Genomic DNA, 22,594 nt, shown 5'->3' with positions numbered 1-22,594 from the left:
CCGGCGTCCGTCATGACGGGCCGGTGGATCGGGCGGGTACGGGCGGAAGCGGACCGTTCACCTCACGCCGGGGCTCGGGCAGCCGCGCGGCGGAGACCGCCAGGCGGGACACCCGCCGGCCGTCGAGCGCCAGCACCCGCAGCAGCCAGCCGGCCGGATCGGCGGGGACCGATCCGCCGTCCGGGTCGAGCGCCACCGGCACCTCGTCCCCGGCCACCGGCAGCCGGCCCAGCGCGGCCATCACGAACCCGCCCACCGTCTCGTACGGGCCGGCGGGCAGCGGCACCCCGGTACGTTCGGCGAAGTCGGTCAGGTTGAGCCGGCCGTCCACGACGGCGGGCAGCCCGGTGGATTCCGGTTCGGGCGGGCCGTGCTCCTCGTCGCGGATCTCCCCGACCAGTTCCTCGACCAGGTCCTCGCAGGTGACGATGCCGGCGGTGCCGCCGTACTCGTCGATGACCACGGCCAGGTGGTGGCCCTCCCGGCGCATCTCGGTCAGCGCCGCGAGCACGCGCTTGCTGTCCGGCAGGCGTTTCACCTCGCGGGTCAGCTCGCCGACCACCAGCGGCCGGTCGGGTTCCGGGCGCAGCAGCACGTCCCGCAGGTGCACCATGCCGACCACGTCGTCGTGGGTGCCGTCGACCACCGGGTAGCGGGTGTGCGGGTCGTCCCGGACCAGTCGCCGCGCCTGGGCCAGCGGCAGCGCCGCGCTGAGGAAGACCACCTCGGTGCGGGGCACCATGACCTCGCGGACGAGCCGGGCGCCGGCCAGCAGCACCTCGTCGATGATCCGGCGCTCGTCGGCGTCGAGCAGCGTGTTCGCCGCGACCAGGTCCCGCAGCTCGGCCTCGCTGATCCGCTCCCGGCCGGCGACCGGGCTGGCGCCGAGCAGGTCGGTCACCAGGCGGGTGGCGCCGTCGGCGGCCCGCACCACGAGGCGGGCCACGGTGCGGGCCAGCGGGCCGGGTTCGCGTCGGAGCCGCCCCGGCGGACGCCGCCGGGGCCCGGGACCACCACCCTCCCGCATGAGAAGGATGGTAGACAGCGGCCACCGTACGCTCGGGCCGATGTTCGGATCTGTTCAGTCATGAAGGATTGTGATGGAATGGAGGCGGGCTCAACTCGACAGCCGCGACACCGCCCCCGGCCGTAGGGTGATCGCGGGAAGGCCGCGGGACGCGGCCCAGGCAGGAGGACGACCGACGTGAAACTGCTCGTCACCGGCGGCGCCGGCTACATCGGCAGCGTGGTGACCCGGATGCTGCTCGACCACGGCCACCAGGTGACCGTGCTGGACGACCTGCGCACCGGTCACCGGGAAGCCCTCGCCCCCGAGGCGACCCACGTCGACCTGCCGGTGCACGAGGCCGCCCGGGTGCTCACCCCCGACGCCGGGTACGACGGCGTGCTGCACTTCGCGGCCCTCATCGCCGCCGGCGAGTCGATGATCCGGCCCGAGCTGTACTGGCACACCAACACCGTCGGCTCGATCGCGCTCATCGACGCGGTCCGCGCCGCCCGGGTGCCCCGGATGGTCTTCTCCTCCACCGCCGCCGTCTACGGCAACCCCACCGAACTACCCATCCCGGAAACCGCCGTCAAGGCCCCCACCAGCACCTACGGCGCGACCAAGCTGGCCGTCGACATGGCGCTCACCTCCGAGGCGATCGCGCACGACCTGGCCGCCGTCTCGCTGCGCTACTTCAACGTCGCCGGGGCGTACCTGCGCGACGGGCTGGCCATCGGCGAACGGCACGCCCCGGAGACGCACCTCATCCCGATCGCGCTCGACGTGGCCGCCGGGCGGCGGGAGAAGCTCCAGCTCTTCGGCGACGACTACCCCACTGTCGACGGCACCTGCGTACGCGACTACATCCACGTGGAGGACCTGGCCCGCGCCCACCTGCTCGCGCTCGACGCGGCCACCCCGGGCCGGCACCGCATCTACAACCTGGGCAACGGCAACGGCTTCACCAACCGGCAGGTGGTCGACGTGGTCCGCGAGGTCACCGGCCACCCGGTGCCGGTCGAGGTGGCCCCCCGCCGCGAGGGCGACCCGGCCGAGCTGGTCGCGTCCTCCGCGCTGGCCCGCGACGAGCTGGGCTGGACGCCGGCCAAGCCCACCCTGCACGACATGGTCGGCGACGCCTGGGCGTTCTACCGGGCCCACGTCGCGGGGCAGCCCTCATGACCGTCGCCGACCGCGCCACCGCCGGCTTCCGGCAGCGGTACGGCGCCGAGCCGGCCGGCCGCTGGGCGGCACCCGGACGGGTCAACCTGATCGGCGAGCACACCGACTACAACGACGGCTTCGTGCTGCCCTTCGCGCTGCCGCTGCGTACCGTGGTCGCCGCCGCGCCCGCCCCGGACGGACGCTGGACGGTCTGGTCGGAGCTGGACGACGAGCCGGTCGAGTTCGGCGCGGCGGAGGCCGACGAGCCCGGCGGCGTCGACGGCTGGGCCGCCTACGTGGCCGGGGTGGTGTGGGCGCTGCGCGCCGCCGGCCACGACGTGCCGGGCGCGCGGCTCGCCGTCGCCTCCGACGTGCCGGTCGGCTCCGGGCTCTCCTCGTCGGCCGCGATCGAGTCGGCGGTGCTGGCCGCGCTGGTCGACCTCGGCGGCCTCGACCTGCCCGCGCAGGCGTGGCCCCGGCTGGCCCAGCGGGCCGAGAACGACTACGTCGGCGCGCCCACCGGGATCATGGACCAGTCCGCCGTGATCCGCGGCCGGGCCGGGCACGCCCTGTTCCTCGACTGCCGCACCGAGGAGGTCGAGCAGATCCCGTTCGACCTGGACGCCGCCGGGCTGGCCGTGCTGGTGATCGACAGCCGGGCGCCGCACCGGCACGCGGACGGCGAGTACGCGGCCCGGCGCCGCAGCTGCGAGCGGGCCGCCGCGACGCTCGGGGTGACCGCGCTGCGCGACGTCGACGTGGCCGACCTCGACGCCGCGCTGGCCCGCCTCGACGACGACGAGACCCGCCGCCGGGTCCGGCACGTCGTCACCGAGAACCAGCGGGTGCTCGACACCGTCGCGCTGCTGCGCGCCGGCCGGGTCCGCGACACCGGTCCGCTGCTGACCGCCTCGCACGCCTCCATGCGCGACGACTTCGAGATCACCGTGCCGGAGATCGACACCGCGGTCGAGGCGGCGCTGTCCGCCGGGGCGTACGGCGCGCGGATGACCGGCGGCGGTTTCGGCGGCTGCGTGCTCGCCCTGGTCGACGCCGAGGCCGCCGACCCGGTGGCCGCCGCCGTCACCGAGGCGTACGCGAAGCGCGGCTTCACCGCCCCCGGCACGCTCACCGTCCTCCCGGCCGACGGCGTCACCCGCCTGGGCTGAGGGTGTAAGGAAGGGCCCCTTATTAACGCCTGCGGTAGAGGAAGGGCCCCTTGTTAACAGCGCGCTGTTAACAAGGGGCCCTTCCTTACGAAGCAGGGGGTCAGCCGGCCTCGACGATCATGCCGGCGCCGACCGTACGGTTGGTGGCCTCGTCGATGATCACGAAGCCGCCGGTGGTGCGGTTGCGGCGGTACTCGTCGGCGAGCAGCGGCACCGTGGTGCGCAGCCGGACCCGGCCGATCTCGTTGAGCTTCAACTCGCCCACCGTCTCGTCCCGGTGCAGCGAGTTGATGTCCAGCCGGTAGTGCAGGCCCCGCACGATCGCCCGCGCCGAGCGGGTGGTGTGCTTGATCGCGTACCTGCCGCCGACCTGCAACGGGCGGGTCTCGTCCATCCAGCAGACCATCGCCTCGATGTCCTGCACGGCCATCGGGGCGTTGTTCGGCCGGCAGATCATGTCGCCGCGGGAGATGTCCAGCTCGTCGGTCAGCCGGACCGTCACCGACATCGGCGGGAACGCCTCGTCCACCGGGCCGTCGGCGGTCTCCACCGCCGCGATCCGGCTGGTGAAGCCGGACGGCAGCACCATGATCTCGTCGCCCGGCTTGAGCACACCGGAGGCCACCTGCCCGGCGTAGCCCCGGTAGTCGGTGACGGTGGTGGACTGCGGCCGGATCACGTACTGCACCGGGAACCGCACGTCGACCAGGTTGCGGTCGGAGGCGATGTGCACCCGCTCCAGGTGGTGCAGCAGCGACGGACCCTCGTACCAGGGCATGTTCTCCGAGCGGGTGACGATGTTGTCGCCCTTGAGCGCGGAGACCGGCACCACAGTCAGGTCCGGCACGTCGAGCTTCGCCGCGAACGCGGTGAACTCGTCGGCGATCCGCTCGTAGACCTCCTGCGACCAGTCGACCAGGTCCATCTTGTTGACACAGAGAACCAGGTGCGGCACCCGCAGCAGCGAGCAGAGGAACGCGTGCCGGCGGGACTGCTCCACCAGGCCCTTACGCGCGTCCACCAGGATCAGCGCCAGGTCGGCGGTGGAGGCGCCGGTGACCATGTTCCGGGTGTACTGGATGTGCCCGGGGGTGTCGGCGATGATGAACTTGCGCCGCGGCGTGGCGAAGTAGCGGTACGCCACGTCGATGGTGATGCCCTGCTCCCGCTCGGCGCGCAGGCCGTCGGTGAGGAGCGCCAGGTTGGTGTACTCGTCGCCACGCGCCGCGCTGACCGCCTCGACGGCGGCGAGCTGGTCGGTGAACAGCGACTTGGTGTCGTAGAGCAGACGGCCGATGAGCGTCGACTTGCCGTCGTCGACGCTGCCCGCGGTGGCGAACCGCAGCAGGTCCATCGGCCGCGCGGTGTCGCTCTCGGCCGGCGCCAGGGTCTCGACGCTCATCAGAAGTAGCCCTCTCGCTTGCGGTCCTCCATGGCGGCCTCGCTGACCCGGTCGTCACCACGGGTCGCGCCGCGCTCGGTGATCCGCGTGGCGGCCACCTCCTCGATCACCTTCTCCACCGTGTCGGCGTCCGACCGGACCGCCGCGGTGCAGGAGGCGTCACCCACGGTCCGGTACCGCACCTGGGCCTTGAACGGCTGCTCACCGGCGCGGGCCCGGAAGAACTCGTTCACCGCGTAGAGCATGCCGTCGCGCTCGATCACCTCGCGCTCGTGCGCGTAGTAGATCGACGGCAGCGGAATCCGCTCCCGCGCGATGTAGTGCCACACGTCCAGCTCGGTCCAGTTCGACAGCGGGAACACCCGGATCGACTCGCCCGGGTGGTGCCGGCCGTTGTACAGCGCCCACAGCTCCGGACGCTGGTTCTTCGGGTCCCACTGGCCGAACTCGTCGCGGAAGCTGAACACCCGCTCCTTGGCCCGCGCCTTCTCCTCGTCGCGCCGGGCGCCGCCGAACAGCGCGTCGAAGCGGTGCTTCTCCACCGCCTCCAGCAGCACCGGCGTCTGGATCCGGTTGCGCATGCCGTCGGCGGACTCGCGGACCAGGCCCTTGTTCAGCGCCTCCGGCACGCTCGCCACGATCAGCTGCAGGCCCAGCTCGGCCACCCGCTGGTCGCGGTAGTCGAGCACCTCGGGGAAGTTGTGCCCGGTGTCCACGTGCATCACCGGGAAGGGGATGTTGGCCGGCGCGAACGCCTTCTGGGCCAACCGGAGCATCACGATCGAGTCCTTGCCGCCGGAGAAGAGCAGCACCGGCCGCTCCATCTCGGCGACCACCTCGCGCATCACGAAGATGCTCTCCGCCTCAAGGGCGTCGAGGTGCGACACCTGGTACGCGGCGGGGGACGTCATGACACGAACTCGATTCGCACGGATCCGTACATCGGATTCCAGACCTTTCAGGTCGGACTCGTGAAGAAGAACGCTCAGGTTACCCGGAATGCCGCTGCAACGCTGCAAGCAACCGACTCGCGAGATCCTTGCGGCAGACCAGCAGATCCGGTAGACGCGGGTCGGCCCCGTTGTATTTCAGCGCAGAACCGTCGATCCGGGAAGCATGCAGACCGGTGGCCGTCGCCACAGCGACCGGAGCGGCCGAATCCCACTCGTACTGACCGCCCGCGTGGATGTACGCGTCGACCTCGCCGGTGACCACGGCGGCGATCTTCGCGCCCGCCGAGCCCATCGGGACCAGATGAGCGCCGACGTCCTCTGCCAGATCGGACAGGAAAACCGGCGGACGGCTACGACTGGCCGCCAACCGGATGACCCGCCGGCCGCCGCCCACGGCCGCCTCCACTGTCATCGGCGGATACGCCGGCGGATGGTCCGTGCCGAGCACCCGGTGCTGGGCCGGCAGGCCCACCGCGCCCGCGACCAGACCGTGCGGCGTCGACGCGTGACGCGACCAGAGCGCCACGTGCACCGCCCAGTCCGAGCGCCCCTCCTCCGCGTACTCCCGGGTGCCGTCCAGCGGATCGACGATCCAGACCCGGTCGGCGTTCAGGCGCGACAACGCCGCGTCCGTCACCTCCGCCGTCCAGGCCAGCCGCGAACCCTCGTCCTCCTCCGACAGCACCGCGTCCGCCGGCCGCCACTTCGCCAGCTCGGTGCGGATCAGATCGTGCGAGACCTTGTCCCCGGCCGACCGGAGCGCGCCCGCGTCGGCGAACCCCATCTCCGTCCGCAACGCCGTCAGCGCCTGACCGGCTCGCGACGCCAGCCACCGGGCGAAGCCGCCGTCGATCATCGGAGGACTGCCCATGATGCTCCCGTCGCCCGCCCTTCGGTCCCCGGCCACTGCTCAGCCCCCGTGGTACAGGTTCTGCGTCGGCTCCACGCCCTTGAGAACCACCGACTCCACCACGTCCGCCGCGCGGTCCACCAGGAACTCCAGCTCCTTGCGCTCCGACGGGGAGAAATCCGAGAGTACGTAGTCAGCCGGGTCCTGCCGGCCCGGCGGCCGGCCGATGCCGAACCGCACCCGCACGTAGTCCTTCGTGCCGAGCGACTTCGACATCGAACGCAGACCGTTGTGGCCGCCCTCGCCGCCGCCGCACTTCACCCGCACCTGCCCGTACGGGATGTCCAGCTCGTCGTGCACCGCGATCACGTGCGCCGGCGGGATCTTGTGGAACTGCGCCAACCCGGCCACCGGGCCGCCGGAGAGGTTCATGTACGTCAACGGCTTGAGCAGCACCAGCTTCGGCCCGCCGAACCCCAGCCGCCCCTCCGCGGCCTCGGCCATCGCGCGCTTGTGCCGCCCGAACTTCGCGCCCACCCGGGCCGCCAGCAGGTCGGCCACCATGAACCCGACGTTGTGCCGGTTGCCCGCGTACTCCCGGCCGGGGTTGCCCAGGCCGACCACCAGCCACGGCCCCGCCTCGTCCGTCACCCGACGCCCCTTCCCGCTCGCCTTCCCCGACCAGCCGTCCCGATACGCCGACAGGCGCCCCCGGGAACCGGGGACGCCTGTCGCACAGCCTTGCGGACCGGTCAGGCCTCGGTCTTCGCCTCGGCCGGGGCCTCCTCGCCCTCGGCGGCCGGAGCGCCCTCGGCACCCTCGGCGGTCTCCTCGCCGACCTCGGCCTCGGCCTCCTCGGTGGCCTCCTCGACCTCGGGGAGGGTGGCCTCGAGCTGCTCGGCGGTCGGAGCGGCGGTCACCGAGGCGACAGCGGTCTCCTCGTCGGTGGCCAGCTCGACGCCGGCCGGCAGCTCGACGTCGGCGGCGGTGATCGTGGTGCCCGGCTCGGCGCCCTCGATCGACGCCTCCAGGTGGTCCGGCACCTTGGTCGCGTCGGCGGTCACCGACAGCGTGTCGTGGTCGTGCACGATCAGCGTGTCCTTGGCGGCCTCACCGGTCAGCTGGACCGGGACCTCGACGGTGACCTTCTCGCCCCGGCGGACCAGCAGCAGGTCCACGTGCTCGAAGGTGTCCTTGATCGGGTCACGCTGGATCGCCTTCGGCAGCGCCAGCACCTGGGTGCCGTCGCTGACCTCGATCGCGAAGAGCTGGTTCGCGCCGCCCTTACGGATCGCGGCAGCGAACTCCCGCGCCGGAAGCGCGATGTGCTTGGGCTTCTCGCCGTGGCCGTACAGCACGGCGGGCACCTTGCCGGCCCGGCGGGTACGACGGGCACCACCCTTGCCGAACTCGGTACGGGGCTCGGCGCTGATCTTTACCTCGGACACGGGGAAACTCCTGATGCTTCGCTGCGGCGGCTTGTCGTCTGGCGGTGCTGGGGCGAGGGGCTCGCTGGGGCTAGGGTCATGAACGACCGCCCGGAGCACCGCGTCGATGACGGCGCCTCCGTGCGGTGCTTGTCAGCAGCCCGCCGGGCACCCTCGCCGTGGCAACCGCACCAGTCTACCCGAGGGAATTCCCGGCTCTCCGGCAGTCCCCCATATCACCGCGCCGCCGGTTCCGCAGGGCATCGGCCCGGCCGCCGGAACACCGGCGACCGGACCGGCACTCCTCAGCTCAGGCCACCGAACAGGGTGGTCACCGAACCGTCGTCGAAGACCTCCCGGATCGCCCGCGCCAGCAGCGGGGCGATCGACAGCACGGTCAGCTTGTCCAACTGCTTCTCCGACGGCAGCGGCAGCGTGTTCGTCACCACGACCTCGCTGATCGGGCTGTTCTTCAGCCGCTCCGTCGCCGGGTCGGACAGCAGCGCGTGGGTCGAGGCGACCACGATCTCCGCCGCGCCCTGCTCCTTGAGGATGTCCGCCGCCTTGGTGATCGTGCCGCCGGTGTCGATCATGTCGTCCACGATCAGGCACACCCGGCCCTCGACCTCACCGACCACCCGGTTCGCCACGACCTGGTTCGGCTTGAGCGGATCGCGGGTCTTGTGGATGAACGCCAGCGGGCAGCCGCCCAGCCGGTCGGTCCAGCGCTCCGCCACACGTACCCGGCCCGAATCCGGCGCCACCACCGTCATCGGGCGGCCCGCGTACTTGTGCTCCACGTACTCGGCCAGCACGTCCATGGCGAACAGGTGGTCCACCGGGCCGTCGAAGAAGCCCTGAATCTGCGCGGTGTGCAGGTCGACGGTCAGGATGCGGTTCGCGCCGGCCGTCTTGAGCAGGTCGGCGATCAGCCGCGCCGAGATCGGCTCCCGGCCGCGGTGCTTCTTGTCCTGCCGCGCGTACGGGTAGAACGGCAGCACCACGGTGATCCGCTTGGCCGAACCGCGCTTCAGCGCGTCGACCATGATCAGGGTCTCCATGACCCAGGTGTTCACGCCGTGCGTCACGGACTGCACCACGAAGGCGTCCGAACCACGAACCGAGTCCTTGTACCGGACGAAGATCTCGCCGTTGGCGAAGTCGTACGCGTCGGCCGGCGTCGGCGCGACGCCGAGCACCTCACCGATCTCCTTGGCCAGCTCCGGAAAACCCCTCCCGGAGAAGAGCATCAGGCTCTTGCGGTTTTCGGCGACGATGCTGCCCATGGGCCCGTCTGCTCCCGTATGTCGGTGGTGCCCGGCGGCGGTGAGGCCGGGGAGTGTTCGGTTGCAGTATGCCCCCGGTTCAGCGATCCACCCACGGCCCGCCGATCCCCGTGGAGTCAGTCACCTTCCCTTGCGGCTGCGCCCGACTCCGGCGCATCCTCACCGGCCCGCCGCGCCGCCTCCGCGGCCTCCGTGCCGGCCCGCTTGCGCAGCACCCAGCCCTCCACGTTGCGCTGCTGGCCCCGCGCCACCGCCATCGCGCCCGGCGGCACGTCCCCGGTGATCACCGAACCCGCAGCCGTGTACGCGCCGTCGCCGACCCGCACCGGCGCCACGAACATGTTGTCCGCTCCGGTACGCGCGTGGCTGCCGATGGTGGTGTGGTGCTTGCGTACCCCGTCGTAGTTGACGAAGACGGTGGCCGCGCCGATGTTGCTGTGGTCGCCGATCGTCGCGTCCCCCACGTACGACAGGTGCGGCACCTTCGAGCCCTCACCGATCGACGTCTTCTTGGTCTCCACGAACGTGCCGACCTTCGCCTTGCGGCCCAGCCGCGACTCCGGCCGCAGGTACGCGTACGGCCCCACGCTGGCCTCCGGCCCCACCTCGGCGCCGAGCGCGTGGGAGCGCACCACGCTCGCGCCCGCGCCCACCACCGTGTCCACGAGCGTGGTGTCCGGGCCGACGAGCGCGCCCGCGCCGACCACCGTGGCGCCCTGGAGCTGCGTGTTCTGGTCGATCACCGCATCCCGTTCCACGGTCACCGTCACGTCGATCCACGTCGTGTGCGGGTCGAGGATGCTGACCCCGGTACGCATCCAGCCCTCGTTCACCCGGTCCCGCAGCAGCCGCCGCAGCGCGGACAGCTCCACCCGGTCGTTGCAGCCGAGCGTCTCCACGTGGTCGGCGGCGCAGTGCACCGCCACCGGCTCCCCGGCGTCGCGCAGCAGCGCGAAGACGTCGGTCAGGTACTCCTCGCCCTGGTCGTTGTCGGTGGAGAGCTTGCCCAGCGCCTCCCGGAGCCGGGCCGCGTCGAACGCGTAGATGCCCGCGTTGATCTCCCGCAGCGCGCGCTGCTGGGGCGAGGCGTCCCGCTCCTCCACGATCTGCTCCAGGTGCCCCTGCACGTCCCGCACGATCCGGCCCAGGCCGGTCGGGTCCGGCACCTCGGCCGCCAGCACCGTCGCCGCCGCGGCGGCTTCCTCGTGCGCCTCGACGAGCGCCCGAACCGTCTCCGGCCGCAGCAGCGGCACATCCCCGTTGATCACCACGACGGTGCCGGTCGCGTCCGGCACCGCGTCCAGCGCGATGCGGACCGCGTGCCCGGTGCCGAGCTGGCGCTCCTGGAGCACCGGCGTCGCCGCCGGGGCCACGTCGGTCAGGTGCGCCCGGACCTGGTCGGCGCCGTGGCCGACCACCACGACGGTGCGGTCCGCGCGCAGCGGCCCGGCCGCGGCGAGGACGTGACCGAGCAGGGTACGGCCGAGCAGTGGGTGCAGCACCTTGGGCAGGGACGACTTCATCCGCTTGCCCTCACCGGCGGCGAGCACGACAACGGTGCGGAGGTGGGGCTGGGACACGACGTGGCTCTCCCGTCGGGACGGCGACAGTCTCGCGGTCATGCTAACCACCCGTGGGAGGGCAAACAGCAGAAGCTCCCGGGAGAGGATTCGAACCCCTATAATCAGGACCAAAACCTGACGTCCTGCCATTAGACGACCCGGGATGGTCGAAAACGGGCAAAAGGCAAGCTGCCCGCCGGCTGCCTACACCTTACCGGTCACGTGGTGGATCTTCATTGCTCATTCCTTTCATGATCCCCTCGATCCTCCAGTAGAGCCGGCTCCCGCCCACCACATGGATGGTCAGGCAGCCGTGATAGTCGGTTCCGACGTTCTTCCGTGTCGTCTGTGGACGATGCCTCTTGATGGTGGTGGCCTGAAAGCGATCAGCGGGCACACCCACCCGCGCCGCCCACCACCGGACCGCCGCCGCGTCGTCAGCCGTCTCATGGATGCTGACCCGGAAGCGTCGATCCTCCGGCGGCACCTCGACGGCATCCAGGAAGCGCAGGAACAGGGCCACGAGCATCGGATCGCTGTTGACGAACTTGATCCTGCAGTCGTGCGGGCGCCACGGCTTGGCCTTGCCGCCTTCGCACCAGTAGATGGCCGCCCCGATCAGCAGCAGTTCGCGCAAGCCCAGCCCTCGCACCCACTCGGCGGACGCGGCGACCGTCTCCGCCCTGGCCGCGTCGCGTGCCGCCCGGTGCGCGCCCCACTGCGCATCAGATCGGGCCCGCTGCGCGGCCTGACGACGCCGCCGCACCAACGCCGGGTCGAGCGGCAGGTGCCGAGTCCAGAGATAAGCCGTCGACTTGGAGACGTCGAGCCGCGCGGCGATCTCCCCGACGGGACAACCGGCGCGCCGCAGAGCCAGCGCCTGGGCGTGCAGTTCCGGCTTTCGACCACGGTACGAGCCGTGCGCGTTCGAATGATCACCGAGAGCCACCCTCGGAGGGTAGAACGTACGTACGACAACGAGGCGTCCGGTCGGACCGCGTACGCCTCGCCTGGCAGGATGGGGCGGGTGACCGACGTTCCCGGCAGTGACCGCGCCCGGCGGCGGCCCGCGCCGGCGGCGAAGCCGTCCCGGGTGCGGATGTCCGCGACGCAGCGGCGCGAGCAGTTGATCTCGATCGCCCGGCAGATCTTCGCCGAGCGCGGCTTCGACGCGACCTCCATCGAGGAGGTGGCGGCGCGCGCCAAGGTGTCCAAGCCGGTGGTCTACGAGCACTTCGGCGGCAAGGAAGGGCTCTACGCGGTGGTGGTGGACCGGGAGGTCCGGGCCCTGCTGGACCGGATCACCACGGCGCTGACCGCGGGCAATCCGCGGGAGCTGCTGGAGCAGGCCGCGTTGACGCTGCTGACCTACATCGAGGAGGAGACCAGCGGGTTCCGGGTGCTGGTCCGGGAGTCGCCGCTGATGTCGGCGACCGGCAATTTCAGCAGCGTGATGAACGACGTGGCGCACCAGGTGGAGCACATCCTGGCGGGCGAGTTCTCCATCCGGGGGTACGACCCGAAGCTCGCCGAGCTCTACTCCCAGGCGCTCGTGGGCATGGTGGCGTTGACCGGGCGCTGGTGGCTGGAGGTGCGCAAGCCGCGCAAGGAGACGGTGGCGGCGCACCTGGTGAACCTGGCCTGGAACGGGTTGTCGCACCTGGAGTCGAAGCCCGGGCCGATCCCCCGGGGCTGACGCCGCGTCAGCGCAACAGCCGCGTCAGCGCTCGCCGATCGGGTGGTAGCGGCGCTGCCGTTCCTCCTCGGCGTGCTCGGCGGTGCCGACCTTGTCGTACAGGCCGGTGGCGAGCAGGATCAGCCCGAACAGCAGCGACACGATGACCGTGGACATCGAGAAGTTGAGGAAGTTCGCCGAGGTCTGCAGCACCGACATCATCAGGATGCCGGTGACCAGGAAGACCACGCCGGCGGTGAGGTTCATGTAGTGGCCGAGATTGGTGCGGCGGGACGCGCCGACCAGCAGGACCGCGCCGAAGACGACCGAGACCAGCGAGAAGGCCAGGTTGGTGCGCAGGCCCAGCGCCCAGTTGCTGCCCCGGCCGAACAGCCCTTCACCCCAGGTCAGGAAGACGCCGTAGACGCCGAAGACGAGGATGTAGAGGCCGATGAGCCCGGACAGCACCCGGTAGAGGGGCCGCGCGGGGTGGTTCACCGGGAAGTGCGCCATGGTGCCCTCCAGTCGTGCGACTGATTCGGGGCAATTGTCGCCTGGGTTGTCCGTTCGCGTCCGGAAAACACCGAAGGCCCGGCGCGCGGCGCGCCGGGCCTTCGTACGAGGAGGGGTCAGAGCACCAGGCGGGCCTTCTGCCAGGCCTCGTGCTCCTCGTCGGAGCCGACCTTGCTGTACATGCCGGCCATCAGGAGCACCAGCGCCAGGGTCAGGACCACGACGTCGGTCATGATCGAGAAGTTGAAGATGTTGACGTCGGTCTGCAGGAACGCCAGCGAGCCCAGGCCGATCACCATCAGGGTGTAGGCCAGCCACTGGTTGATCGCCACGTCGAGGTTGCGGCCGATCGCGGTGCCGACCAGGATCACGACGCCGACGAGCACCGACACCAGCGAGAACGCCATGTTGGTGCCCTGGCCGAGAACCTTGGTGTCGTCCTGGGCGAAGAAATCGCCACCGGCGCTGGCGATGACGCCGAGGCCGCCGAAGACGACGAAGTACAGACCAACGATCCCGCCGATCGCCCGGTAGATCGGCCGCGCGGGGTGGTTGACGGGGGTGTGGGCCATCTCTGCGTCTCCAAAAGACCGTTCGGACGAGGGTTCCACCGGTGATTGTCCCGTACGCCGGTCAGTGACGCCGCACACCCCCCACCCCGGCGGCAGGTCAGCCGCCCGGCAGCTCCTCGGCCAGAGCCAGCCAGGTCTCCTCGGTGCGGTCCCGCTCGGCCCGTACCTCCTTGAGCTGTGCGTCCAGCTCGGCGACCCGGGCGTAGTCGGTGGCGTTCGCGGCGAGCTGCTCGTGCAGGGCCGCCTCCTTCTGTTCCAGCTTGGCGATCTGCCGTTCCAGCCGGTTGAGTTCCTTCTTCGCGGTGCGTACCTCGGCGGCGGACATGCCCTCGCGTTCCGGCGCCGCGGTGGCCGGGGTGAGGTCGGCGGGCGCCGGGCCGCCGGCCGCGGCGGCGCGCGCCAGGTACTCGTCGACGCCGCCGGGCAGGTGCACCAGCCGGCCGTCGCCGAACATGCCGTACGCGACGTCGGTGACCCGCTCGATCAGGTAGCGGTCGTGGCTGGCCACCACGATCGTGCCGGGCCAGGAGTCGAGCAGGTCCTCCAGCGCGGCGAGCGTGTCGGTGTCCAGGTCGTTGGTGGGCTCGTCGAGCAGGAGCACGTTGGGTTCCCCGGCGAGCAGCCGCAGCATCTGCAGGCGGCGGCGTTCCCCGCCGGACAGGTCGCTCACCGGGGTCCAGAGCCGCCGGTCGTCGAAGCCGAAGATCTCTGCGAGCTGGGCGGCGCTGATCTCCCGGTCGCCGAACTGCACGCGCCGGGCCACCTCTTCGACGGCTTCCAGCACGCGCAGGTGGCCGGGGAGTTCGGCGAGTTCCTGGGAGAGGAACGCGGGCCGGACGGTCTGCCCGGCGGCGAAGCGCCCGCCGTCGGGGCCGGTCACCCCGGCGAGCATCCGCAGCAGGGTGGTCTTGCCGGCGCCGTTGCGGCCGAGGATCGCGACCCGGTCGCCGGGCCCGACCTGCCAGGTGGTGTCGTGCAGGATCTCCTTCGGGCCGGCGTGCAGCCGCACGTGTTCGAGGTCGTACACCTGCTTGCCGAGCCGGGCGGTGGCGAGCCGTTGCAGCGACATGGTGTCGCGGGGTTCCGGGACGTCGGCGATGAGCGCGTTCGCCGCGTCGATGCGGAACTTGGGCTTCGAGGTGCGCGCCGGGGCACCGCGGCGCAGCCAGGCGATCTCCTTGCGGAGCAGGTTCTGCCGGCGGGCCTCGGTGGCGGCGGCCACGCGCTGCCGCTCGACGCGGGCCAGCGTCCACGCGGCGAAGCCGCCCTCGTACGCCCGGACGGTCTGGTCGGCGACCTCCCAGGTGGTGGTGCAGACGGCGTCGAGGAACCAGCGGTCGTGGGTGACCACGACGAGCGCGCCCTTGCGGGTGACGAGGTGGCGGGCCAGCCAGTCGACGCCACCGACGTCGAGGTGGTTGGTGGGCTCGTCGAGGACGAGCAGGTCGGCGTCGCGGACCAGCAGCGCGGCGAGCGCGACCCGGCGGCGTTCCCCGCCGGACATCGGGCCGACCGGCGTGTCCAGGCCGAGGTGGGGCATGCCGAGGCCGTCGAGGATGGCGCGCACGCCCGCGTCGCCGGCCCACTCGTGCTCGGCGCCCATGCTCTCGCCGAGCCAGGCGGTGCCGAGCACGACGTCCCGCACGGTGAGGTCGGGGGCCAGGTCCAGGCGCTGCGGCAGCCAGGCGACGCGCAGGTCGCGGCGGTGGGTGACGCGGCCGTCGTCGGGTTCCTCGGTGCGGGTGAGCAGCCGCAGCAGCGTCGACTTGCCGGCGCCGTTGAGGCCCACCACGCCGACCCGGTCGGCGTCGTCGAGGCCGAGCGAGACGTCGGTGAGCAGCGGCCCGGCGGCGCCGTACCCCTTGGACACCCGGTCCAGGTTGACGATGTTGGCCATTCCCCACCTTTCACGACTCAGGCGTCCCGGGGCCCGGGACGCCTGAGTCAAGGGTACGGGGCGTCAGACCACGCGGGCGCCGGCGACCGGTCCGTGCGCGACGCGGGCCTCCCGGCACACCCCGGCGGCGGTCAGCTCGGCGGCGATCCGCCCCGCGTCGGACTCGCCGGCGGCGAGGAAGACGCAGGTGGGTCCGGAGCCGGAGACGATGCCGGCGAGCGCGCCGGCGGCCTCGCCGGCCTTGAGCGTCTCGGCCAGCGACGGGCGCATGGTCAGCGCGGCGGCCTGGAGGTCGTTGCCGAGCGTGGCGGCGAGGACCCGTGGGTCGCGTTGGCGCAGCGCGGCGAGCAGCGCGTCGGTGCTGCCCAGCGGGGTGCCGGCGGCTCCGGCGTCGCGTAGCCGGTCCAGTTCCCGGTAGGCGGCCGGGGTGGACAGGCCGCCGTCGGCGATCGCCACCACCCAGTGCCAGGAGGTGGGGCGGGCGAGCACCGGGCTGACCGTCTCGCCGCGGCCGGTGCCGAGCGCGGTGCCGCCGTGGATGAGGAACGGCACGTCGGAGCCGAGGTCGGCGGCGATGCCGGCCAGTTCGTCGCGGGACAGCCCGGTGCCCCAGAGCGTGTCGCAGGCGACGAGCGCGGCGGCGGCGTCGGCGCTGCCGCCGGCGAGCCCGCCCGCGAGCGGGATCTGCTTGCGCAGGTGCAGCCGGGCGTGCGGGGCGACGCCCGCGTAGCCGGCGAGCGCGTGCGCGGCGCGCAGCGCCAGGTTGGTGTCGTCCAGCGCCAGCTCCCCGGCACCCTCGCCCTCCATGGTGAGGGTGAGCGTGTCGCCGCGCCGGGCGGTCAGCTCGTCGTAGATGGAGATCGCGTGGTAGACGGTGTTCAGCTCGTGGTAGCCGTCACGCCGCAGCGGTCCCACCCCGAGATGCAGGTTGACCTTGGCGGGCACCCGCACCTTGACCGGGCCGCTGGCCCCGCGCCGCTGCCCGTCCTCGTCCTCCGGTCGCCATGCCTCGGTCACCGGGTGCGCTCCCCTGGACGCGGGCGGATGTCGAACGGCTTCTGCACGGTCAGCTCCTCGGCGGGGTCGGGCAACGGCGCCAGCCTACTGCTCGGCGGCGGAGCCGTCGGGGGCCGACGCGGCGATGGCGGCGAACTGCTCCACGGTGAGCGATTCGCCGCGTGCGGACGGGTCCACGCCGGCCGCGGCGAGCGCCGCGGCGGCCCGGTCCGCGCCGCCGGCCCAGCCGGCCAGGGCGGCGCGCAGCGTCTTGCGGCGCTGCGCGAACGCGGCGTCGACGACGGCGAAGACGGCCTTCCGGGGTACGTCCGGCCGGGGCGGTTCGCGCCTGGTGAACGCGACCAGGCCGGAGTCGACGTTCGGCACCGGCCAGAACACGTTCGGCGGGACCTTGCCGGCGGCCCGGGAGCGGGCGTACCAGGCGAGTTTGACCGACGGGATGCCGTACACCTTGGAGCCGGGACCGGCGACGAGCCGGTCGGCGACCTCCTTCTGCACCATCACCAGGCCGTGCCGCAGTGTGGGCAGCTCGGCGAGCAGGTGCAGCACGACCGGCACGGCGACGTTGTAGGGCAGGTTCGCCACCAGCGCGGTCGGCGCCGGGTCGGCCAGGTCGGCGGCGGTGACCCGCAGCGCGTCGGCCGGGTGGACGGTGAGCCGCCCGGCGGCCTCGCCGGCGAAGCGGGCGGCGGTCTCCGGCAGCGCGGCGGCGAGCGCCGGGTCGAGTTCCACGGCGTGCACGTGCGCGGCGACCGGGAGCAGGGCGAGCGTGAGCGAGCCGAGGCCGGGGCCGACCTCCAGTGCCACGTCGTCCGGGGTCAGCCCGGCGGTGGTGACGATGCGGCGCACGGTGTTCGGGTCGTGCACGAAGTTCTGGCCGAGCTTCTTTGTCGGCGTGACGCCGAGGCGCGCGGCGAGTTCCCGGATCTCCGCCGGGCCGAGGAGTCCGGTCACGCCCCGTAGCGTAAGCGCCCCCGCCCGAGGGGAAGGAAGGGCCCCTTCTTAACGCCTCGCGATATGGAGGGGCCCCTTCTTAACGCCACGGGCCGAACGCGCGCTCACCGTTGGTGGAGATGGCGGCGCAGAGGGTGTCCAGGTCGGCGCCGGTGGTCTCGGCGAGGAAGCGGACGGTCAGCGGGATCAGGTACGAGGCGTTGGGCCGTCCCCGGTGCGGCATCGGGGTCAGGTACGGCGCGTCGGTCTCCACCAGCATCTGCTCCGGCGGGGTGACGGCGGCGGCCTCGCGCAGCGCGGCGGCGCTGCCGAACGTGACGGTGCCGGCGAAGCTGAGCAGGAAGCCGCGCCGGACGCACTCGCGGGCGAAGTCGGCGTCGCCGGAGAAGCAGTGCATGACCACGGTGTCCGGGGCGCCCTCGTCGTCGACGACGCGCAGCACGTCGACGTGCGCGTCGCGGTCGTGGATGACCAGCGCCTTGCCGTGCCGCTTCGCGATGGCGATGTGTGCCCGGAAGCTCTCCTCCTGCGCGGCCCGCCCCTCCTCGCCGGTACGGAAGAAGTCCATCCCGGTCTCGCCGACGCCCCGGACCCGGTCCCGGCCGGCGAGCGTATCGATCTCGCGCAGCGCCTCGTCCAGGTCGGCCAGCCGGGGCGCCTCGTTCGGGTGCAGCGCGACGGTGGCGAGCACCGCTGCGTACCGGTCGGCGACGTCGGCGCCCCACCGGGACGAGTCGACGTCCACGCCGACCTGCACGAGCCGGTCCACGCCGGCCCGGGCGGCGACGGCGATCGCGGCGGCCACCGGGTCGTCGCCGGAGGCGCCGCCCGGCGGTGTGCCGAACTCGCCGACGGTGATGTCGAGGTGGGTGTGGCTGTCCGGCACGGGTACGGGCAGCGGCTCGGGTGCGGGCGGGAACTCCCCGGCCCGGCGGGCGGCGCGCTGCTTGCGGGTCTCGGTCTGCTCGGTCATCGCGGCCAGCATCACACACCGGCGCGGGCCGGCGTTCCCGGACCGCCACCGGCCGTTCACACGCCCCACATCTGGCGGGCTTAGCGTCCCGGAGTGACAGTCACCGACCATGCCGGTGGGCCCGCCTCCGACCGGGCCGGGTTGCGCGTGACGTACGCCGGCCGGGTGCACCCGGCCGAGGAGATCGCCCGGGGCGCGGCGTACGAGCTGTTCAGCGCCGACGAGGCACCTGGCTTCGAGTGGTGTCCCCGGCCCGGGGGCGGCTATCCGTGGCGCCGGTTCGTGCACGCGACCGAGGTGGACGCGGTGCACGGGGGCCCCGGGACGGCCGACGAGACGGACGCGCCGCTGCTGATGCCGGTGCACCGGGACCGGGGTTGGGCGTATGTACACCGGCTCAGCCAGCAGCCGGGGGCGGCGGGTGACCCGACGCTGGCCGCGGTGCGGGCCTCGGCGGTGATCCGGCCGGGCACCCGAATGGTGAAGGTGCTCTCCGCCCGGCAGCTCGCCGGCTACGTGCGCGGCTGGCTGCCGCACGGCTTCTGCTACCGGGAGCACGACGTGGCGCACCTGCGGACACCGGCCGGGATGGCGGTGCTGCGGGGCGACTCCGAGGGCGGTGACGTGGCGTACGCGCTGCGCTGGCGGGCCGCCGACCCGGCCGACTACGACGTGCCGGTGGGCGAGGCGCACCGCGGGCTCATGGCGTTGCCGCCCCGGGACCGGCTCGGGCCGCCGGTGCTGGGCACCGGGTTCGTGCCGAGCAGCGCGCAGCTCGTGCCGGAGTTCGTCACCCGGGAGTTCGCCGACCTGCCGATGCCGGCGAACGCCACGCTGCTGGCCTACCCGGCCGAGGGGGTGGAGGTGGTGCTCTACACCTACCAGGCGGAGCAGCGGGGCTGGCTGCGCCTGGCGGGTCCGCAGTGGCGGCACCTGCTCGCCGCGGTGCCCGGCCTGGCCGCCGATCAGGAGTACGTGCCGACCGGCGAGGCGCCGCGCTCGACCCGGCTCGTCGGCACGTACGCGGGTTCGGAGTACGAGGCGGTGGCCGACCAGCCGGGCGGGTTCCGGGTGCTGGCGATGACCCGGGCGGCCCGCTACCCGGTGGACGCGGCGGCCCGGCGGCTGCGCACGGCGACCTGGCGCGGGACGCCGTGCCTGGTGCTGCGGGAGGAGGGTGGCTGGCTGCGGTTGCGGCTGCGCCGCCCGGATCCGGACGCGGTGGCCGCGACCGGCGCTCAGTGTCTGGAACGCGGCGTGTACGAGGTCTGGGCGCCGGGCGGCGAGCTGACCGACGACCGGGTGGTGGACCTGCACTATCCGGCCCGGCACGCATAGACGGGGGCAGGTCGGGAAGCCGTTGGGGTCCGAGAAGCCCGCGCTGAGGGGGAATCCCGACATGCCTTTCGTCACCGTCGGTACGGAGAACTCCGCACCCATCGACCTGTACTACGAGGATCACGGTTCCGGTCAGCCGATCGTGCTGATCCACGGTTTCCCGTTCAACGGGGCGACCTGGGAGAAGATGAGCGGTCCGCTGCTGAACGCCGGGTACCGGGTGATCACGTACGACCGGCGTGGGTTCGGCAACTCCGCGCAGCCGGCCATGGGCTACGACTACGACACGTTCGCCGCCGACCTGGACGTGTTGATGACCGAGCTGGACCTGCGCAACGCGATCCTGGTCGGGCACTCGATGGGCACCGGTGAGGTGACCCGCTACCTGGGCGCGTACGGGTCGGACCGGGTGGACCGGGCGGTCCTGCTGGCCCCGTTGGCGCCGTACCTGCTGAAGACGCCCGACGACCCGGAGGGCGTCGACAAGAGCATGTTCGAGGGGTTCCAGAAGGCGATCATCCAGGACCGGTTCGCCTACCTGACCCAGTTCTGCGACGCGTTCTTCAACGCCAGCGAGAACCGGGGGAAGCTGGTCAGCGACGAGGCGTACCACGCGCACTGGCAGATCGGCGCGCAGGCGTCGGCCAAGGGCACCCACGACTCGGTGGACGCCTGGCAGACCGACTTCCGCGGTGACCTGCCGAACATCGACGTGCCGGTGCTGATCATCCAGGGCGACAAGGACAACGTGCTGCCGTTCCCGGTGACGGGCCAGCGGCTGGTGAACATGCTGTCCGACGCCAAGCTGGTCACGTTGAAGGGTGCGCCGCACGGCACGCCGTGGACCCATCCCACCGAGGTCAACAAGGCCATCATGGAGTTCATCGGCAAGCCGAGCATGGCGACCGCCTGACCCGGCGGACGATCGCGGCCCCGGGGAGATCCCCGGGGCCGCGGTTCGCGCGCGTGCTCAGCCGGCCAGCCGGGCCAGCTCCTCCTCGACGATGGACGGGTCGAGCTTGCGGAACACCGGCTTCGGCGCCGCGAGCGGCCGGCCCACCTCCAGGGGTACGGACTCCCAGCGCGCCCCGACCGTGTAGTCACCGGTCAGCACCGGGTACGACGGCCCGCCGTCGAGGTCGTCGACCTCCTCGATCACCGGCATCGGGGCGTGCGTGCCGGTGCCGCCGAGCAGCTCGTGGATCTTCTGGGCGGAGTGCGGCAGGAACGGGGTGAGCAGCGTGTTGGCGTCGCTGACCACCTGGAGCGCGACGTGCAGGATGGTGCCCATGCGGGGCTTGTCGTCCTCGCCCTTGAGCTTCCAGGGCGCCTGCTCGGAGAGGTACTTGTTGGCCTCGGCGACGACCTTCATGGCCTCGCCGATGGCCTGCTTCTGCCGGTGCCGGGCGATCAGGTCGCCGACGGTGGCGAAGCCCGCCTTCGCGGTGTCCAGCAGCGCCTGGTCGGCCTCGGTGAGCCCGGCCGGGTCGACCGGCGGGACGGCGCCGAAGTTCTTCGCCGCCATCGACACCGACCGGTTGACCAGGTTGCCCCAGCCGGCGACCAGTTCGTCGTTGTTGCGGCGCAGGAACTCGGCCCAGGTGAAGTCGGTGTCGTTGCTCTCCGGGCCGGCCACCGCGATGAAGTAGCGCAGCGCGTCGGCGTCGTAGCGCTCCAGGAAGTCCCGGACGTAGATGACCACCTTGCGGGAGGAGGAGAACTTCCGGCCCTCCATGGTGAGGTATTCGCTGGAGACGACCTCGGTGGGCAGGTTGAGCCGGCCCAGCTCGCCCGGCTCGCCGTCGCGGGCCCCCTCACCGGAGTAGCCGCCGAGCAGCGCCGGCCAGATCACCGAGTGGAAGACGATGTTGTCCTTGCCCATGAAGTAGTAGGAGCGGGCGTCCTTCCCTTCCCCGTCCGCCGACCACCACTTGCGCCAGGCCTCCGGGTCGCCGGTGCGGCGGGCCCACTCGATGGACGCGGACAGGTAGCCGATGACCGCGTCGAACCACACGTAGATCCGCTTGTCCGGCCGGTCGCGCCAGTCGTCCAGCGGGATCGGCACGCCCCACTCCAGGTCGCGGGTGATGGCCCGGGGCTGGAGGTCGTCGAGCAGGTTGCGGGAGAACCGCAGCACGTTGGGGCGCCAGCCCTCGCGGTTGTCCAGCCACTGCCGCAGCGCGTCGGCCAGGGCGGGCAGGTCGAGGAAGAAGTGCTCGGTCTCGACGAACTCCGGCGTCTCCCCGTTGATCTTCGACTTGGGGTCGATCAGGTCGATCGGGTCGAGCTGGTTGCCGCAGTTGTCGCACTGGTCGCCGCGCGCGCTGTCGTAGCCGCAGATCGGGCAGGTGCCCTCGATGTAGCGGTCGGGCAGCGTCCGGCCGGTGGACGGGGAGATCGCGCCGGTGGTGACCTTCGGGACGATGTAGCCGTTGCGGTACAGGCCGGTGAACAGCTCCTGCACCACCGCGTAGTGGTTGCGCGTGGTGGTGCGGGTGAACAGGTCGTACGACAGGCCCAGCGCCCGCAGGTCCTCGGCGATCACCCGGTTGTAGCGGTCGGCCAGTTCGCGCGGGGTGACTCCCTCGGCGTCGGCCTGCACCTGGATCGGGGTGCCGTGTTCGTCGGTGCCGGAGACCATGAGCACGTCGTGGCCGGCCATCCGCATGTACCGGGCGAAGACGTCGGAGGGAACGCCGAATCCGGATACGTGGCCGATGTGGCGCGGGCCGTTGGCGTAGGGCCAGGCGACCGCGGCGAGAACGTGACTCATGAGCAGCAAGCCTAGTGATTGCGGTGGGCGGGCCGCGAACCAATGGGCGGCAGGCGCCGG

The 22,594-nt window shown here is 72.2% G+C and carries 20 protein-coding genes, 1 tRNA gene and 1 pseudogene; 5 read left to right on the top strand and 17 right to left on the bottom strand.

Features of this window, described 5'->3' with window-relative positions:
- Positions 1 to 10 precede the first annotated feature (10 nt).
- The gene (locus KBX43_RS09960) at positions 11 to 1,027 is read right to left on the bottom strand and encodes a hemolysin family protein (RefSeq protein WP_247677257.1); all 1,017 of its coding nucleotides are present in this window, start codon (positions 1,025 to 1,027) and stop codon (positions 11 to 13) included.
- 177 nt (positions 1,028 to 1,204) lie between these two features.
- Here KBX43_RS09960 and galE point away from each other — a divergent pair, with 177 nt between their 5' ends.
- Together galE and galK are read left to right on the top strand one after the other, a co-directional pair.
- Positions 1,205 to 2,191 (top strand): UDP-glucose 4-epimerase GalE, encoded by a 987-nt coding sequence (gene galE / locus KBX43_RS09955; RefSeq protein WP_187693952.1) that lies wholly within the window; start codon positions 1,205 to 1,207, stop codon positions 2,189 to 2,191.
- Complete coding sequence (gene galK / locus KBX43_RS09950) at positions 2,188 to 3,342, top strand: galactokinase (protein WP_210884148.1); 1,155 nt, start codon at positions 2,188 to 2,190, stop codon at positions 3,340 to 3,342. The genes galE and galK overlap by 4 nt, the downstream gene beginning before the upstream one ends.
- A gap of 100 nt (positions 3,343 to 3,442) precedes the next feature.
- Here galK and KBX43_RS09945 read toward each other — a convergent pair whose 3' ends face one another.
- The 9 genes and pseudogenes from KBX43_RS09945 to KBX43_RS09905 form a co-directional block, all read right to left on the bottom strand.
- Positions 3,443 to 4,744 carry a sulfate adenylyltransferase subunit 1 gene (locus KBX43_RS09945; RefSeq protein WP_030501168.1) on the bottom strand — a complete coding sequence of 434 codons (1,302 nt, stop codon included), beginning with the start codon at positions 4,742 to 4,744 and terminating at the stop codon, positions 3,443 to 3,445.
- The gene (gene cysD, locus KBX43_RS09940; protein WP_030501167.1) at positions 4,744 to 5,655 is read right to left on the bottom strand and encodes a sulfate adenylyltransferase subunit CysD; all 912 of its coding nucleotides are present in this window, start codon (positions 5,653 to 5,655) and stop codon (positions 4,744 to 4,746) included. The genes KBX43_RS09945 and cysD overlap by 1 nt, the downstream gene beginning before the upstream one ends.
- Before the next feature lie 79 nt (positions 5,656 to 5,734).
- Positions 5,735 to 6,568, bottom strand: coding sequence for an inositol monophosphatase family protein (locus KBX43_RS09935; RefSeq protein WP_210884146.1), 834 nt, complete (start codon positions 6,566 to 6,568; stop codon positions 5,735 to 5,737).
- Positions 6,569 to 6,607: 39 nt separating this feature from the next.
- Complete coding sequence (pth, locus tag KBX43_RS09930; protein WP_043326805.1) at positions 6,608 to 7,198, bottom strand: aminoacyl-tRNA hydrolase; 591 nt, start codon at positions 7,196 to 7,198, stop codon at positions 6,608 to 6,610.
- Between the two features lie 101 nt (positions 7,199 to 7,299).
- Positions 7,300 to 7,995: a 50S ribosomal protein L25/general stress protein Ctc gene (locus KBX43_RS09925; protein ID WP_013283957.1), complete on the bottom strand. Its 696-nt coding sequence runs from the start codon at positions 7,993 to 7,995 to the stop codon at positions 7,300 to 7,302.
- A 284-nt stretch (positions 7,996 to 8,279) separates the two neighbouring features.
- Positions 8,280 to 9,260 carry a ribose-phosphate diphosphokinase gene (locus KBX43_RS09920; RefSeq protein WP_030501163.1) on the bottom strand — a complete coding sequence of 327 codons (981 nt, stop codon included), beginning with the start codon at positions 9,258 to 9,260 and terminating at the stop codon, positions 8,280 to 8,282.
- A 56-nt stretch (positions 9,261 to 9,316) separates the two neighbouring features.
- Positions 9,317 to 10,882, bottom strand: a pseudogene (gene glmU / locus KBX43_RS09915) (bifunctional UDP-N-acetylglucosamine diphosphorylase/glucosamine-1-phosphate N-acetyltransferase GlmU); the annotation flags it as partial.
- Positions 10,883 to 10,915: 33 nt separating this feature from the next.
- Positions 10,916 to 10,986: transfer RNA gene (locus tag KBX43_RS09910), tRNA-Gln, on the bottom strand.
- A 47-nt stretch (positions 10,987 to 11,033) separates the two neighbouring features.
- The gene (locus KBX43_RS09905; RefSeq protein ID WP_051611235.1) at positions 11,034 to 11,771 is read right to left on the bottom strand and encodes a hypothetical protein; all 738 of its coding nucleotides are present in this window, start codon (positions 11,769 to 11,771) and stop codon (positions 11,034 to 11,036) included.
- Positions 11,772 to 11,849: 78 nt separating this feature from the next.
- Between KBX43_RS09905 and KBX43_RS09900 the strand changes: the two genes are divergently transcribed.
- Positions 11,850 to 12,518, top strand: a complete 669-nt coding sequence (locus KBX43_RS09900) for a TetR/AcrR family transcriptional regulator (RefSeq protein ID WP_043326808.1) — start codon at positions 11,850 to 11,852, stop codon at positions 12,516 to 12,518.
- A 24-nt stretch (positions 12,519 to 12,542) separates the two neighbouring features.
- On the opposite strand, the gene KBX43_RS09895 is transcribed toward KBX43_RS09900, so the two are convergent.
- The 6 genes from KBX43_RS09895 to KBX43_RS09870 form a co-directional block, all read right to left on the bottom strand.
- Positions 12,543 to 13,010 carry a DUF4383 domain-containing protein gene (locus KBX43_RS09895; protein WP_043326810.1) on the bottom strand — a complete coding sequence of 156 codons (468 nt, stop codon included), beginning with the start codon at positions 13,008 to 13,010 and terminating at the stop codon, positions 12,543 to 12,545.
- 116 nt (positions 13,011 to 13,126) lie between these two features.
- Positions 13,127 to 13,582, bottom strand: a complete 456-nt coding sequence (locus tag KBX43_RS09890) for a DUF4383 domain-containing protein (RefSeq protein WP_043326811.1) — start codon at positions 13,580 to 13,582, stop codon at positions 13,127 to 13,129.
- Positions 13,583 to 13,679: 97 nt separating this feature from the next.
- Positions 13,680 to 15,479, bottom strand: a complete 1,800-nt coding sequence (locus KBX43_RS09885) for an ABC-F family ATP-binding cassette domain-containing protein (protein ID WP_064447612.1) — start codon at positions 15,477 to 15,479, stop codon at positions 13,680 to 13,682.
- 63 nt (positions 15,480 to 15,542) lie between these two features.
- Positions 15,543 to 16,496, bottom strand: a complete 954-nt coding sequence (locus KBX43_RS09880) for a 4-(cytidine 5'-diphospho)-2-C-methyl-D-erythritol kinase (protein WP_043326815.1) — start codon at positions 16,494 to 16,496, stop codon at positions 15,543 to 15,545.
- Positions 16,497 to 16,580: 84 nt separating this feature from the next.
- On the bottom strand, positions 16,581 to 17,450 hold the full coding sequence (rsmA, locus tag KBX43_RS09875) for a 16S rRNA (adenine(1518)-N(6)/adenine(1519)-N(6))-dimethyltransferase RsmA (RefSeq protein WP_030501155.1): 870 nt from the start codon (positions 17,448 to 17,450) through the stop codon (positions 16,581 to 16,583).
- Between the two features lie 79 nt (positions 17,451 to 17,529).
- Positions 17,530 to 18,435: a TatD family hydrolase gene (locus tag KBX43_RS09870; protein ID WP_210884144.1), complete on the bottom strand. Its 906-nt coding sequence runs from the start codon at positions 18,433 to 18,435 to the stop codon at positions 17,530 to 17,532.
- Between the two features lie 81 nt (positions 18,436 to 18,516).
- Between KBX43_RS09870 and KBX43_RS09865 the strand changes: the two genes are divergently transcribed.
- Both KBX43_RS09865 and KBX43_RS09860 read left to right on the top strand, forming a co-directional pair.
- A complete protein-coding gene (locus KBX43_RS09865) occupies positions 18,517 to 19,761 on the top strand; it encodes a hypothetical protein (RefSeq protein WP_210884142.1) in 1,245 nt (414 codons plus the stop codon).
- Positions 19,762 to 19,822: 61 nt separating this feature from the next.
- Complete coding sequence (locus tag KBX43_RS09860) at positions 19,823 to 20,674, top strand: alpha/beta fold hydrolase (RefSeq protein WP_043326820.1); 852 nt, start codon at positions 19,823 to 19,825, stop codon at positions 20,672 to 20,674.
- Between the two features lie 57 nt (positions 20,675 to 20,731).
- On the opposite strand, the gene metG is transcribed toward KBX43_RS09860, so the two are convergent.
- A complete protein-coding gene (metG, locus tag KBX43_RS09855) occupies positions 20,732 to 22,534 on the bottom strand; it encodes a methionine--tRNA ligase (RefSeq protein WP_043330658.1) in 1,803 nt (600 codons plus the stop codon).
- Between the last annotated feature and the right edge of the window lie 60 nt (positions 22,535 to 22,594).

The organism is Micromonospora sp. C41 (genome assembly GCF_018070485.1).
Lineage (GTDB): Bacteria > Actinomycetota > Actinomycetes > Mycobacteriales > Micromonosporaceae > Micromonospora > Micromonospora chalcea.
Note: the sequence above shows the minus strand (reverse complement) of the source record. Positions and strands in the feature narration are given on the sequence as shown.

Bases quoted from the DNA above. Each gene is read 5' to 3' on its own strand.
- KBX43_RS09960 (WP_247677257.1), bottom strand. From the start codon at position 1,027: ATGCGGGAGGGTGGTGGTCCCGGGCCCCGGCGGCGTCCGCCGGGGCGG.
- galK (WP_210884148.1), top strand. From the start codon at position 2,188: ATGACCGTCGCCGACCGCGCCACCGCCGGCTTCCGGCAGCGGTACGGC.
- KBX43_RS09945 (WP_030501168.1), bottom strand. From the start codon at position 4,744: ATGAGCGTCGAGACCCTGGCGCCGGCCGAGAGCGACACCGCGCGGCCG.
- cysD (WP_030501167.1), bottom strand. From the start codon at position 5,655: ATGACGTCCCCCGCCGCGTACCAGGTGTCGCACCTCGACGCCCTTGAG.
- KBX43_RS09935 (WP_210884146.1), bottom strand. From the start codon at position 6,568: ATGGGCAGTCCTCCGATGATCGACGGCGGCTTCGCCCGGTGGCTGGCG.
- KBX43_RS09920 (WP_030501163.1), bottom strand. From the start codon at position 9,260: ATGGGCAGCATCGTCGCCGAAAACCGCAAGAGCCTGATGCTCTTCTCC.
- KBX43_RS09895 (WP_043326810.1), bottom strand. From the start codon at position 13,010: ATGGCGCACTTCCCGGTGAACCACCCCGCGCGGCCCCTCTACCGGGTG.
- KBX43_RS09890 (WP_043326811.1), bottom strand. From the start codon at position 13,582: ATGGCCCACACCCCCGTCAACCACCCCGCGCGGCCGATCTACCGGGCG.
- KBX43_RS09885 (WP_064447612.1), bottom strand. From the start codon at position 15,479: ATGGCCAACATCGTCAACCTGGACCGGGTGTCCAAGGGGTACGGCGCC.
- KBX43_RS09870 (WP_210884144.1), bottom strand. From the start codon at position 18,435: ATGCTGGCCGCGATGACCGAGCAGACCGAGACCCGCAAGCAGCGCGCC.
- KBX43_RS09860 (WP_043326820.1), top strand. From the start codon at position 19,823: ATGCCTTTCGTCACCGTCGGTACGGAGAACTCCGCACCCATCGACCTG.
- metG (WP_043330658.1), bottom strand. From the start codon at position 22,534: ATGAGTCACGTTCTCGCCGCGGTCGCCTGGCCCTACGCCAACGGCCCG.